The 12907-nt window shown below is 59.3% G+C and carries 13 protein-coding genes; 7 read left to right on the top strand and 6 right to left on the bottom strand.

All coding sequences use genetic code 11. The features are described from left to right. The first annotated feature begins 17 nt into the window (after positions 1 to 17). Positions 18 to 683 (top strand): glutathione S-transferase family protein, encoded by a 666-nt coding sequence (locus tag B150_RS0100845; RefSeq protein ID WP_020397977.1) that lies wholly within the window; start codon positions 18 to 20, stop codon positions 681 to 683. A gap of 242 nt (positions 684 to 925) precedes the next feature. Next, positions 926 to 2101, top strand: a complete 1176-nt coding sequence (locus tag B150_RS0100840; protein WP_020397976.1) for a pyridoxal-phosphate-dependent aminotransferase family protein — start codon at positions 926 to 928, stop codon at positions 2099 to 2101. A gap of 52 nt (positions 2102 to 2153) precedes the next feature. Here the strand turns inward: B150_RS0100840 and B150_RS0100835 are convergent, their stop codons facing one another. Genes B150_RS0100835 through B150_RS0100820 form a run of 4 tightly spaced genes read right to left on the bottom strand, consistent with a single transcriptional unit; the run spans position 2154 to position 4811 of the window. After that, a complete protein-coding gene (locus B150_RS0100835; protein ID WP_020397975.1) occupies positions 2154 to 3860 on the bottom strand; it encodes an alpha/beta hydrolase family protein in 1707 nt (568 codons plus the stop codon). Beyond that, positions 3860 to 4069: a hypothetical protein gene (locus B150_RS0100830; protein WP_020397974.1), complete on the bottom strand. Its 210-nt coding sequence runs from the start codon at positions 4067 to 4069 to the stop codon at positions 3860 to 3862. Before B150_RS0100830 ends, B150_RS0100835 begins: the two co-directional genes overlap by 1 nt. Positions 4070 to 4119: 50 nt before the next feature. Beyond that, entirely contained in the window at positions 4120 to 4332 is a 213-nt protein-coding gene (locus B150_RS0100825) for a helix-turn-helix transcriptional regulator (protein WP_020397973.1), read from the bottom strand. Continuing rightward, the gene (locus B150_RS0100820; protein WP_020397972.1) at positions 4329 to 4811 is read right to left on the bottom strand and encodes a hypothetical protein; all 483 of its coding nucleotides are present in this window, start codon (positions 4809 to 4811) and stop codon (positions 4329 to 4331) included. The genes B150_RS0100825 and B150_RS0100820 overlap by 4 nt, the downstream gene beginning before the upstream one ends. Positions 4812 to 5115: 304 nt before the next feature. On the opposite strand from B150_RS0100820, the gene B150_RS0100815 reads away from it, so the two are divergent. Then, positions 5116 to 5799, top strand: coding sequence for a glutathione binding-like protein (locus B150_RS0100815; RefSeq protein WP_020397971.1), 684 nt, complete (start codon positions 5116 to 5118; stop codon positions 5797 to 5799). Between the two features lie 222 nt (positions 5800 to 6021). Beyond that, positions 6022 to 6579, top strand: coding sequence for a DUF1697 domain-containing protein (locus B150_RS0100810; protein WP_020397970.1), 558 nt, complete (start codon positions 6022 to 6024; stop codon positions 6577 to 6579). Here B150_RS0100810 and B150_RS0100805 read toward each other — a convergent pair. Further along, a complete protein-coding gene (locus B150_RS0100805) occupies positions 6576 to 7691 on the bottom strand; it encodes a fatty acid desaturase family protein (RefSeq protein WP_020397969.1) in 1116 nt (371 codons plus the stop codon). The two genes, B150_RS0100810 and B150_RS0100805, sit on opposite strands and share 4 nt — an antisense overlap. A gap of 308 nt (positions 7692 to 7999) precedes the next feature. On the opposite strand from B150_RS0100805, the gene B150_RS0100800 reads away from it, so the two are divergent. The 3 genes from B150_RS0100800 to B150_RS22000 all read left to right on the top strand — a co-directional run bounded on the left by B150_RS0100800 (position 8000) and on the right by B150_RS22000 (position 12471). After that, positions 8000 to 8914 carry a glutaminase gene (locus B150_RS0100800; protein WP_020397968.1) on the top strand — a complete coding sequence of 305 codons (915 nt, stop codon included), beginning with the start codon at positions 8000 to 8002 and terminating at the stop codon, positions 8912 to 8914. A 124-nt stretch (positions 8915 to 9038) separates the two neighbouring features. Next, on the top strand, positions 9039 to 11279 hold the full coding sequence (locus B150_RS0100795) for a xanthine dehydrogenase family protein molybdopterin-binding subunit (protein ID WP_020397967.1): 2241 nt from the start codon (positions 9039 to 9041) through the stop codon (positions 11277 to 11279). 70 nt (positions 11280 to 11349) lie between these two features. Further along, on the top strand, positions 11350 to 12471 hold the full coding sequence (locus B150_RS22000; protein ID WP_020397966.1) for a sensor histidine kinase: 1122 nt from the start codon (positions 11350 to 11352) through the stop codon (positions 12469 to 12471). A 2-nt stretch (positions 12472 to 12473) separates the two neighbouring features. Here B150_RS22000 and B150_RS0100785 read toward each other — a convergent pair whose 3' ends face one another. Further along, complete coding sequence (locus tag B150_RS0100785; protein WP_020397965.1) at positions 12474 to 12905, bottom strand: group I truncated hemoglobin; 432 nt, start codon at positions 12903 to 12905, stop codon at positions 12474 to 12476. Between the last annotated feature and the right edge of the window lie 2 nt (positions 12906 to 12907).

The following is a 12907-nucleotide window of genomic DNA, read 5'->3' as shown; positions in this document are numbered from 1 at the left end:
TCAAGCGGAGGACAGTTATGGCAATCACCTGTTATTTTGGCAGCGGCAGCCCGTTTTCGTGGCGTGTTATGCTCGCGATGGAAGTCAAAGGCATCGACTATAAGGCTGTGGAGCTGCATTTCTCGAAAGGCGACACCAAGACGGCGGAACATCTGGCGCGTAACCCACGCGCAAAAGTACCGGTGCTGGTGGATGGCGACCTGACGATCTACGAATCCACAGCCATTCTCGCCTATCTTGACCGCGCTTACCCGGATACGCCCATCTTCGGCCGCGACAATAAGGAAAGTGCACTGGTGTGGCAGCGCATGGCAGAAGTTGAAAACTATTTTGGTCAGGCGCTGACGGCAAGCCTGGGGCTGATTTTCCGTGGTGAGGCCAAGGGCCGCGAAGCCGAAATTCAGAGGGATCTCTCCCGACTGGAGAACGAGCTGGATATCGTTGAAGGCTGGCTCGCGGAAAGTGACTATCTCGCCGTTGACGCTATCAGCGCGGCAGACATGACGCTCTACCCCCTTCTGGCGCTACTCGAACGTGTTGGTCCCAGACTGACCGCTGACCATAAAGTTGGTTTCCTGCCGCTCCGCGAGAAATACGGCCACCTTGCGGCGTTCATGAAACGCATTGAGGCAGTGCACGGCTACGACCGCACCTATCCGCCGCACTGGCGCGAAGCAGCCTGATAACACTCTGTTCCCTGTATGGTCGTGGTCGTTTCGCGGCCATACAGGCACGGGCCAGACGGCCCCAATTGTGCCCCCTTCCTCACCTATTCCTGAATGCGCGATTGCGCAGGTCAGAATTTTCGGGCTAGAAATATGCACGAAGGCGCCTAGTTCACCGCCTGTGCCTTATTCTTGCTGTTCTGTGTCACAGGCATTTCACATTCGTTCCCGAAAGTTCCGGAATAAACGAGGAGCACGCAATGAAATCATTCATGCCCCCGAAACGCACGTTGATGGGCCCGGGCCCAAGTGATGTGCATGAACGTATCCTGGCGGCCATGGCGCGCCCCACCCTTGGTCACCTCGATCCTGCCTTCCAGGGCATGATGGAGGAGATCAAAGGCGGCTTGCGGGCACTGTTCCGTACTGAAAACGCCCTGACTTTCCCGGTCTCCGCCCCCGGTTCCGCCGGTATGGAAACCTGTTTTGTCAACCTCATCGAGGAAGGCGACACGGTTGTTGTGATCCGCAACGGTGTGTTCGGTGAACGCATGCGCGAAAATGTTGTGCGCGCGGGCGGCACACCTGTGATGGTCGACGTGGAGTGGGGCAAAGCCCCGGACCTTGACGTAGTCGACAGCGTGCTCGCGGACCACCCGGAGGCAGGTATTCTCGCCTTCGTTCACGCGGAAACCTCAACAGGCGTACGCGCGGACGCCGCCGCCTTGTGCGACATTGCGAAAAAACATGACTGCCTGACCATCATGGATGCGGTCACAAGTGTTGGCGGCATCCCGGTGGAGATTGACGCCTGGGGTGTGGATGCGGTTTATACCGGCAGCCAGAAATGCCTGTCGTGCACGCCGGGCTTGTCGCCTGTCTCCTTCTCGGAAGCAGCGCTTGAGCGTGTTCGCTCCCGCTCCACCCCGGTGGCGAGCTGGTTCCTCGACCTCTCGCTCGTGATGGCATATTGGGACGGCACCGGTGGCCGCTCTTACCACCACACCGCACCCGTGAACCCGCTTTACGGCCTTCATGAAGCATTGGTGATGATCTTTGAGGAAGGGCTGAACGAGAGCTTTAATCGCCACGCCAAAATGCACAAAGCGCTCGCCGCAGGCCTTGAGAGCATGGGCATTGAATTTGTGGTCGATGAAGAACACCGCCTACCGCAGTTGAATGCGGTGAAGGTCCCTGCGGGCGTGGATGAAGCCAGTGTGCGCAAGCACCTTCTGGAAGCGTACGACCTTGAAATCGGCGCGGGGCTTGGCCCGCTTGCGGGTAAAATCTGGCGTATCGGTCTGATGGGCACCTCAGCCCGGCAGGAGAATGTTGAGCTTTGTATCACCGCCCTCGCTGACGCCCTTAATCGGCACCAGCACAAGGCGGATGCCGACAAGGCGCTCAAGGCCGCGCGGGACGTGCTGGCGGCTTGACGCCGAAAAAAAAGGCGGGGTGAGCCCCGCCTTTATCTTATGCCGTGACGCTTCAGAAGCGTGCGTTAATCCACGCGGCAATCATCTCCATCGCCTTGGGACTGAAGGTCTCCTCAATCGCCATATATTCATCAAGGCCGCCGGTCTTGGCGGTCTGGAACATGTGATTGAGGCCCGGTAGCTCAACCACCGTTGCATCACGGTGTTCTGCAAACGCAGCGCGCATACCTGCCAGATTGTCAGCGGCGTCCACCTGTTGGTCGAGGGAGCCATTGAGCGCAAGCACAGGCATCTCAAGTGCGCGCAGGTACGGCACAGGGTCATGCTTCAGGAAATATCTGAACCAGTTGTTTGTCAGCTGGCTGATGGCGGCCTGCTTGCGCTCCGGCGGCATACCCATGGCTTGCATCACCTCAGGCGTCAGCAGAACCTCAAGCTTTGCGTGCGCGTCCTCGGTGCTGCTTGCGGTGGCAACTGCATCGAGCACGCTTTCGGACTGCTCCGCCACGCGCGTGACATCGGCTTCGCTCGCGCCGTTCGACATACTGATCACCCGGCGCTGGGTTACAAGCAGCTCACGCGTGGGCACACCGGGGCCTGCAAGGAACACAATATAGCCAAGGGCATCGTTTGCCTTGGCAGCGATCGGGGCCACAAGGCCACCTTCGCTATGGCCGATGAAGCCGATGGCGCCCGCTTTGATATCCTCGCGCGCCGCAAGGAAGGCGAAGGCCGCGTTGGCGTCAGTCGCGAAGTCCGCTGAGGTCGAGGTCCCATAATCTCCGGTGGAGCGGCCAAAGCCGCGGTCATCGTAGCGCAGCACGGCAATGCCCTGGCGGGTCAGATAGTCGGCCAGCACGGCGAACGGTTTGTGGCCCAGCAGTGTCTCATCCCGGTCCTGCGGGCCCGAGCCGGAAATCAGGATGGCTGCGGGAAAGGGGCCATCACCCTCGGGAAGAGTGAGTGTACCTGAAAGGGTTACGCCTTTTGCCGCCGCGTTCGGCATGCTCACGTCGACGCTTCTGTAAGGGAAAGGTTCCTGTGGCATTTGCGGGCGCTTCACTTCTGCAGCCTTGTCGCTGGTGCGGATGAAAGCGGTCTCAAGCGCTTCCTGCCCCTTCCGCTGCCAAATGCCTGCGATGGGCGCATCTGCCCCGCTAAATGTGCCGGTAAAGCTGCTTGCAACAGCCGGAACGCTGAAACTGAAAGCATCACCGTCAAGGCTGAGGTCAGCGACCGGCAGACCGTATGCCATCATGGCGGGCACGGCAAAAGTGGCGCTTGTGCCGCGCTCGGTGGTCTCGACCGTTAGCGCAAAACCTATGGTTTGGCCGTTGCGCACAATCTCCGCCGTCCATTCACCGTCGAGGCCTTTGAGCACAGGTTTTGGTGCGAGCTCGCCCCGTTTGAACTCAAGCGGCAAAGCCATGCCTTGGTTGAAATCACCCTGCCATGCCTTGCCCGTCCATGTGCCCTTGTAGGTGGCGCCAATGGCGCGGGAGGTGAACTCGAGCACGCCGTCAGTCACGCTAACACTAGTGACCGGGATTTTCTGGCCCGGCGCTTGGTCGGGGCTTTCAAGCACGGCGGCCAAGCTGCCATCCTTGTCCTCAGTGATGGTCAGCACCAGCGACAGCTTGCCGCCCGGCGTTTGCAGCGTGCCAATCCAGTCCCCGGCAATATCCGCAGGCGCGGGGTCGGCGCTCGCGGGGGCGGTCGCCCACACAAGCACCATCAGGCCTATGATGAAACGTTTCATTATTTGCCCTTGCCGCTGAATTTGGCCTTCAGGCAACGCCATTCATTGCGCACGCTGCCGTTCGCCAGCACGCTTGTGCTTGAAAGCACAAGCAGCATCAGGAACACGCTTTCCTTGTTCTCGCTGCCGCGCAACAGGATGGCGGTGCCGATCATGGCGGCGGCCCAAAGGATGGCGTGGAATACGGTTTGTTTGCTGTCGGTTTTCATGATGTTTCCTTTCATGTTTATCGTTTTGGGCTCGCTGTCGTGGCCCGGGTTTAGCCGTCGTTCCTCAGGCTGAAAATCTCTTCGACTGGCACACCGAAATGCTGCGCAAGTTTGAGTGCGATCACGGTGGAGGGGATGAAACGTCCCACCTCGATGGTGCTGATTGTCTTGCGGCTGACGCCGATGGCGTCCGCCAGTTCGCCTTGGCTCATGCGGTGTTCGGCACGGAAGACGCGGATGCGGTTTTCCAGTTCGTCGCTCATTCGCCCGCATCCTCCCAGTCGTCCTCTTCATCGTCGGCGCCGGTCAGTTTGAAGAACATGGCGGCGAAGAAACTCAGGCTGATGAAAAGTGCGATATCGATGAAGAAGTGTACGGGCATGGCGGGTTTTATAGCCTTGGACACGACTTCAAGGATGATGAGCGTGATGAAAGTAGCGGAGAACGCATGATGCGCCGCCTCTTTGAACATCTGCGCCATATAGCTGTTGTCTTCCGCGCTTTTGCAAACGCCGCGCTTGCGCGCCAGCATGAATTTCACAAAGGCGGGGAATATTGTCAGCACCACAAGGATGGACAGCACAAGCTGTGCGGTGTCCACATAGCCGGCCTCCTTGGGCGGCAAAACCACCTCAAGCGCCGAAAGGCCATAGGTCACGCCAACAGCCGCCACACCAAGCCCGACACGCCGCAGGAAGCTGTCAATCATCTGGGCCGGTGATATGTTTTTCGCTTTGGTCATTACAGGTTCCTTTTTGGGTAGCTTAAATACCATATTGATACCCTGAGGTATCATTTAGGGTAATTTGGGTAACGAGTCAAGGGCTGGTAAGAAATATGCCCGTGCAGGATCAGGCATGTTTTGCACAGACTTGCGCATTCAAAGCGGGTGAGGGGCTTCCCATATGCTTTGGGCAAGACAGCCCGGGTTAGGGCAGCGAGAATGACAAATATTCTAGAAATTGCCCCATCAAGGCCAAGAAGGCCGGGCAGCTTTATAAACCGAATTTTGATGATGACAGCGCGACAAAAGGGAATGCCGCACCATGACAGCCAATCTCAAGCCCATCCAGCTTTACACACTCGCCACACCGAACGGCCAGAAGGTCTCCATTGCGCTCGAGGAAATGGGCCTGCCCTATGAGGCGCACCGTATCGAGATCGGTGAGGGTGACCAGTTCAAGCCGGACTTTGTCGCCATCAACCCCAACTCCAAAATCCCCGCGATTGTGGACCCCAATGGCCCCATCGGCGGTGAGGATGCGGGCGATACCGAGCCTTTGAGCGTGATGGAGTCAGGCGCTATCCTGCTGCACCTGGCCGAACGCTCCGGCAAGTTCCTGCCCACCGACCCGCGCAAACGCGCCGAGACCATCCAGTGGCTCTTCTTCCAGATGGCGGGTGTCGGGCCGATGTTCGGCCAGCTTGGTCATTTTTACAAATTTGCCCGCGCCAACTGTGACCACCCGTACCCGGTCGAGCGCTACACCAAAGAGGTCAAGCGCCTGCTTGGTGTGCTTGAAGCGCGCCTTGAAGGCCGCGACTATCTGGTGGACGAATATACCATCGCAGACATGGCCACCTTCCCATGGGTGAATTGCCTTGAAGAGTTTTATGACGCGACCGCGCATGTCGGGCTTGATGATTTCCCCAATGTGCAGGCATGGCGTGCACGCTGTAATGCCCGCCCGGCAGCGGTCAAAGGCCGCAAGGTCTGCGGCTGGGACTAGGCCTCACGGCCCGTCCCGGCACACAAGCTCCTACTTAAGCGAACCCCCGCGGGCCAGGCCCGTTCCTCGCTTAAAGCCCAGTGCGGCACTTCCGTTTCCCTACCTCGCGTTTTAGGGAGTGCCGCCAAACTTTGGAGACCCACCCCGTGTCCCTGCGGGGTGGGCTTTTTTTATTTGTGCGTGGCGCGGGCAATCGGCACTGTGGCGGCAGGGAGAAAACCAATGGCAAAATACGTGGCGCTCCTGCGCGGCATCAATGTTGGCGGCAACCGCAAAATGAAAATGGCGGACCTCAAGGTCGTCGTCGAGAAAGCGGGTTTCTCGGGTGTGCAAACCTATGTGCAGTCCGGCAATATCGTCTTTGAAGGGGCGAGTGAGGCGCCGGCTGATATGGCAGCCCGGCTTGAAGCTTTGTGTGAAAAAGCGTTTGGTTTCCATACCGAATTCATCATCCGGGACGAAGCCACCTTCCGCGCGGAAGCGGCAGCTTGCCCGTATGTGACCGACGCGCTTGAGCCCACCGAGGGGCGCGAGCCGAAGCTGTTGCACATCGCCTATCTGCTGCACACGCCGGATGAGGCGAGGATAGAGGCGCTTATCGACGGCTATGACGGACCGGAGGATATCACCCTTAAGGGAAACGCGCTTTATGTCTATTACCGTGAAGGCTCGGCACGCTCTGACTTCTCAGCACTGCTGACAGCCAAAAAGCTCGGCACCACGCCCACGTCCCGCAACTGGAACACGGTGCTCAAGCTTCTTTCCATGCTGGACGATTAGGCAGCGCGTTTGGCTTCCTTGGCTTCGCGCCAAAGCTGGGCCACAGCCACACCAAGGTTCTTGCGCGTGGCGGCGAGGTAGAGCCGGTTGTCCGGCAGCTCAGCCTTCAACCTTTCATGCGCGATTTCAAGGTTGTGGTAGGGCATGCCCGGGAACAGGTGGTGCGTGGCGTGGAACCTGAGGCCCACAGGCGCCCAGAGCGGCGTGATATAGCGGTTGCCCGGCACGTCCACACTGTCGAGGAATTCTTCCTGCTGGGTCATGCGTTCACGGCCACCATTGCGGTAAGCGTGTGCGGCAAGTGTGCGCAGTGCATTGAGGAGGAAAATGGCCACGGTCACCGCGTACCAAGTGGCAACAATTTCAAGCGGCAGGATGCCCATTACCGTCAGCACAAGTGCAGCGTAGGCGTATATGGCGGTGAACACGTCCTCCAGCAGCCAGTCAGTTGCCTGGCCCGGGCGCGGTTCGGGGCGCAGGTAGCGGTAATCGATCACGAGCGAGCTCAGGCGTTTCCACACATAGTGGCGGATGCCCTTGCTCACCACCATCAGCGGTACAAGCACGATGGAGCGCAGGAACAGAAGGCCCGGCACAAGGAAGGCTTGCGCGACAAAGGCGACAATTTTCCACGGCTCGTCCACAGCGAACGGCAGGTATTCGCCGTCTTCCTCGGTGCCGTAAATCTGCGGCTTGTGGTGGTCGATATGCACATCGGCATAGGAATAGGCAGGCACCTGCATCGGGAAACCACAGGTGACGTTCCACACGCGGCGGAACCACTGGAAGGTGCCGCGGCGCAGGTGCGCCAGTTCGTGCGTGAAGATCACCGCGCGGTACAGCGCAAGGGTGGCTACGATGAAGGCAAGGACCTGCAGGGTGGAGCCCAAGGCCGTCATGGCGGCGACAACAAGCGCGCCCCAACCCAGCGTGTTGGAGAGGAGGAAATCGGTCCAGTACAGGCGCACATTGGGCTGCCACAGGTCACGCACCAGCTTGCGTGCTTCCTTCAGGGGGAAGTCCGCCGCTTCAGGGTGCGCACCTTTCTTGACCAGTGCTTCCTCAGCCACGTCACGCGTGCTGGCGATATCGTTTTCCAAAACAGTCTGCATTGCATTGTGCCTTTTGCGCCGTGGCGGCATGATTGCCTACGCCATAGCGGGTTAGCCTACCCTCTTTTTCTGCGTGCCTGTGTGCCATAAATTGCCCGCCAAGCCTAGCGCCATTTGGCCGCACCAGGCGCATGGCTGCCTTGACTTTGGCTAAGGGCTGACGGCGCAGGCGCGCCTGTTTCACAGAAACTTTGGGCTAAAATGTGGTGAGCGACCACAAAAATACAAGCATTCACCATGGCTTGAATTCCCGGCAAGGGCGGCGTAAGCGTCATAGAGGTAGGCCAGAGGAGAGTTGACCGGTGGCAATGGATTACCAGGCAGTGCTGGATTATATCCGCGAGGCGGTGGAGCCGAAGTTTGGCAAAGGCAAGGTGGCGGACTATATCCCCGCGCTTGCTGGCGTGGACGCGCGCAAGTTCGGCATGGCCGTGCACACGGTGGACGGCAAAAGCTACAAGACCGGCGACGCGGATGAGCCTTTTTCCATCCAGTCCATCTCCAAGCTTTTTGTGCTGCAACTGGTGATGAGCCATTTTGGTGACATGGTCTGGACCCGCGTGGGCAAGGAACCTTCGGGCGACCGCTTCAATTCCATGATCAAGCTTGAGATGGAACACGGCGTGCCAAGGAACCCCTTCATCAACCCCGGCGCGCTCGCGACCCTTGACCTTCTCATGAGCCTGAAGGGGGACACCAAGGCGCGCATCCGCAATTACCTGAGCTTCCTTGCCATGAACGACACGGTGGACGCCGACATGGTGGTCGCCAATTCGGAGCTTGAGCACGCCAGCCTCAACCGCGCCATGGCGCACCTGATGCGCGGTTACGGCAATGTGCATATGGATGTGGAGGAGCTTCTGGCCACCTACTGTTACCAGTGCGCCATGGCCATGAGCTGTGCTGACCTGGCGCTGGCGGGCCTGCCGCTCGCCGCCGGTGGCTATTCGCCGGTGCATGAAACCTCGGTCATTTCCAAAAGCCAGGCCAAGCGTATCAATGCGGTGATGCTGACATGCGGTATGTATGACAGCGTGGGCAGCTTCGCCTACCGCGTGGGCCTGCCGGCGAAAAGCGGCGTGGGCGGCGGCATTCTGGCAGTGGTGCCGGGCAAGATGTCGGTCTGCGTCTGGGCGCCGGAGCTTGACGCTTTCGGCAACTCCTATGTGGGTACGGCGGCGCTTGAGATGTTCACCTCGCTCACCCACACCAGTATTTTCTAGGGCCCCTTTTGCGCCAGCCTGCGTGTGCTTTGCGATAAGCTGACGCGCGCATCGGGCTTAAAACTGTTATAGTATCCGCAAATGCCTTGCCCACGCGCGGGCGTCCTTGAACGGGGAGGGGATCATGACAGCAGGCATCAGCCGCAGGGGTTTCATTCGCTATACCGCCGCACTGGGTGGCCTGATGATGATCGGCCCCACTATAAAGCTCGCCCGCGCAAGCGATGCCGAGATGGGGGAGGGCAGCATCACCCCCATGGTGCAGGTCGGCCCCGATGGCAGTATCAGGATTTACTGCCCCAGCCCCGAAATGGGCCAGGGGGTGCTGACCGCCATCCCCATGATGTTCGCTGAGGAAATGGGCGCGGACTTTGCCCGCGTTGAGGCCGTGACCATGCCGCTTTGGTTGAAGAAGGGCGACGACGGCAACCTAACATGGGCTGTGGTGCCGCAGTTTGCCGGTGGCTCCACCAGCATACCGCGTGCCTGGGGTGGTGTGCGCGAACTGGGTGCGACCACACGCGCGCTGTTCCTGCAGGCCGCGGCCGAGCGCTGGCGCACTACGCCGAACAAATTAGCAGCCAAGGCATCCGTGGTGACAAATACCGAGACAGGCGAGACGCTGCCTTTCGCCATGCTGGTGATGGATGCGGCCAAGGTGCAACTGCCCGCGGACTTCAAGCCCACGCTTGTGGCGCGCGAAGACTGGTCGATCGTCGGCAAGGCGCAAAAACACTTGGGCAACAAGGATGTGGTTACGGGCCGCGCGGTTTACGGCCTTGATGCCCACTATCCGGGTGCCAAGACCGTGCTCATCGCGCGCTCACCCTACCTTGACGGCATGGTGAAATCGCTTGATGACGCGGCCACGCGCAAGGTGCCCGGCGTGCTGGATGTGGTGGTGCTGCCGCGCCCGGACACCGACAAGATGTATACCTATCTGGCCGCGGGCGTTGCTGTGGTGGCGGAGAATTTCTGGGCCGCGAAAAAGGGCCGCGACGCGCTGGTGATTGACTGGGACAAAGGCCCTTATGCTGATGAGAGCACCGAGGGGTTTGACGCCCAGTGCACCGCGCTGCTTGATGGCCCGACCGGGCAGGTGGTGCGCAGTGACGGCGACGTGGACGCCGCGAAACGGAATGCCAAGGTGATCAGCCGCCGCTACCGGCAGCCCTTTGTCTCCCACGCGCAGCTTGAGGTGCAAAACTGCATTGCCCATGTGATGGCAGACAGTATCAAGATCATTGGCCCGATGCAGAACCCATCGGGCGCATCCCGGCTCGCGTCGGACCTCACCGGCATTAACCGTAGCGCGATTGAGGTCGAGGTCACCCGCCTTGGTGGCGGCTTTGGCCGGCGGCTCGCCAGCGACCATGTGGGTGAGGCGGTTTATGTTTCAAAAGAATGCGGCTTGCCGGTTAAGGTGGTCTGGACACGGGAAGATGACCTGAGCCACGACCTTTACCGCCCCGCCGGGCACCATGAAATCATCGCAGGCTTTGATGAGCGCGGCACCATGGTCAGCTGGCAGCACCGGCTGGCCAGTGCCTCCAAATACTATCGCCGTGACGGTGTACCGGAGGAGGAGATGTATACAGCCGAGCTCTATACCGACGATTTCCCCGCGGGCCTTGTGCCGAACCTGCGCCATGAGTATTTCCCCGCCAAGTCGGGCATGCCGCGCGGCAGTTGGCGCGCGCCCGCTCACGTAGCCAACGCGTTTGCTGTGCAATCCTTCCTTGACGAAGCCGCGCTTGAGCTGGACATGGACCCCCTTGAGATGCGCCTGAGGATACTCGGTGACGCGCAGGAACTAGCCTACGCGCAGCATGGCGGCCCGGTTTTTGACACGGGCCGCATGGCCGGTGTGCTGAAGCGTGTGGCTAAAATGGCGGGCTGGGGCAAGGCCATGCCCAAGGGGTTTGCGCGGGGCATTGCCGGGCATTTCACCTTTGGTGGCTACTGCGCACAAGTTGCGGAAGTTGAGAAGCTGTCCGGCGGCGGCTTCAAGGTACACCGGGTTTACTGTGCCGTTGATATTGGCACGGTCATTAACCCGGAAGGTGTGGTGAAGCAGGCGGAAGGCGGCATCAATGACGGCATCTCCGCCGCGTTCGGGCAGGAGATCATTGTCGCGGGCGGGCAGGTGCAAACACAGAATTTCGATACCTACCCCATGCTGCGCATGATGGACGCGCCTGCAGAGATTATTGTGGAGATCATCGATAGCGACAAAGACCCGGCGGGCATGGGCGAAATGTCCATCCCCGTCACAGCACCTGCCGTGCTGTCCGCGCTTGCGCGCGCTGGCGGTCCCCGCATCCGGCATTTGCCGGTATTTTCGGAAAAGAATGGCGCAGCCTGACAAAAGAAAGAAAAATTTTACCAAATTTCCGCATAGTTGATTCTTGGGGGTCCAACTTGGTCGGGAAACTATGCTTGCATATGTATGGCATCCAACACTGCTGCTTTTCCTCAGTATTGCAAGCCTGCCAATTTTCCTATTCTACCGGCGCAAGGCCTTTTCAGAAGTTGACAATGGCTATCACTCCATTTTTTGGGGCGCGGTCACGATCGCGTTCGCTGCGTTTGTCGACTATTCCGAGGAAATGCCATGGGGCCAGCCGGTTTATCGCTGGCTGATCGGCCAACCCAAGCTTGAAGGGGTATGGCTGCCTTTCATCTATTTCCCTGGCATCATCCTGATGGGTATTGGCGTTGCGAAGTGGCTTCCCGCTGTGCACACGGTCGCGCTTGAGGTTCGGCGGCGCGAAGCGGCAGAGGAAGAGCTTAAAAGCCTCGTGAATGAGATGCGCAATCTTGCGCTGCGGGCGGAAGAAGCCAGCCGGTCAAAAGCCGAGTTTCTGGCTACCATGGGCCATGAACTGAGGACGCCCCTCAATGCCGTTATCGGCTTCACCGAGATGCTGCAAACGAACCGCAATTGCCCGGAAGAGAAGTACGAGGAATATCTGGATATTGTCGCCAATAGCGGACGGCATCTTCTCAGCATCATCAACGACATTCTTGATATGTCGCGGCTCGAGGCTGGCAAAATGATCGCCGAGCCCAGCATTTTTGATCTTGATGAAGTGATTGACGAATGTGTTGCCTTCCATCGGCGCACGATTGAGGAGAAGGAGTTGAGCATTCGCCTTGCTTGCGAGGTGGGGCATGTGTGCTCTGACCGCCGCATGACCAAGCAGGTGGTGCTCAATATCCTCTCGAACGCGGTGAAATTCACGCCCAAGGCGGGTGAGGTCAGCGTATCAGCTTCGCTGAAGGCAGGCGGATTTGCGCTGATTGTGTCAGATAGCGGCGTTGGCATGACCGAGAAGGAGTTGTCGCTTGCGATGAAGCCCTTCGTACAGGTTGACCGCCGCATGGCCCGCACCTATGAGGGAACGGGCCTTGGCTTGCCGCTGGTGGATAAATTCTGCGTGCTGCTGGGCGGCAGTATGAAGATCAGTTCCGTCAAATGGCAGGGCACCAAGGTGACGATCGAACTGCCGAGCCTGCCCTACAGCGGCGCTGAGGCTATCCGCGAAGCGGTCTAGGCTTAGCGCTCTACAATGTCCCGCTTCATGGGGGCAAGCAGGGCAAGGAACCGGTTCTGGGTGTGGTAGGGCACATCTTCCGCATCCATCGCGGCCTGCAGCTGTTCCACCATCGCGTTGAACTCCCGCTCGGTGATGCCCAGCTTGATGTGCGACTTTTTCATGTTCACGCCCTTGTATTTGCAGGGGCCGCCCGTCAGCTCGCAGAACTGGTCATTGAGCAATTTTTCCAGCCGGTCGCGCTTGGTTTGCTTGAACTGGGGTGCTGTGCGCGGGTCAGTGAACGTGAGGTCAAGAAGCCGCGAGGTGATGCGCTCGATCTTCGTCATGCCGCCCAGGTCCTCGAAAAGGCTGTCGGCCATCGCGGTTTGTGTGGTGGCGGCCGGGGTGGCGGCAATCATGCCTGCGAGCACAAGGTGTTTGAAAACTTTCATGG

It is taken from the genome of Kordiimonas gwangyangensis DSM 19435 = JCM 12864 (genome assembly GCF_000375545.1).
Classification (GTDB): domain Bacteria; phylum Pseudomonadota; class Alphaproteobacteria; order Sphingomonadales; family Kordiimonadaceae; genus Kordiimonas; species Kordiimonas gwangyangensis.
Note: the sequence above shows the minus strand (reverse complement) of the source record. Positions and strands in the feature narration are given on the sequence as shown.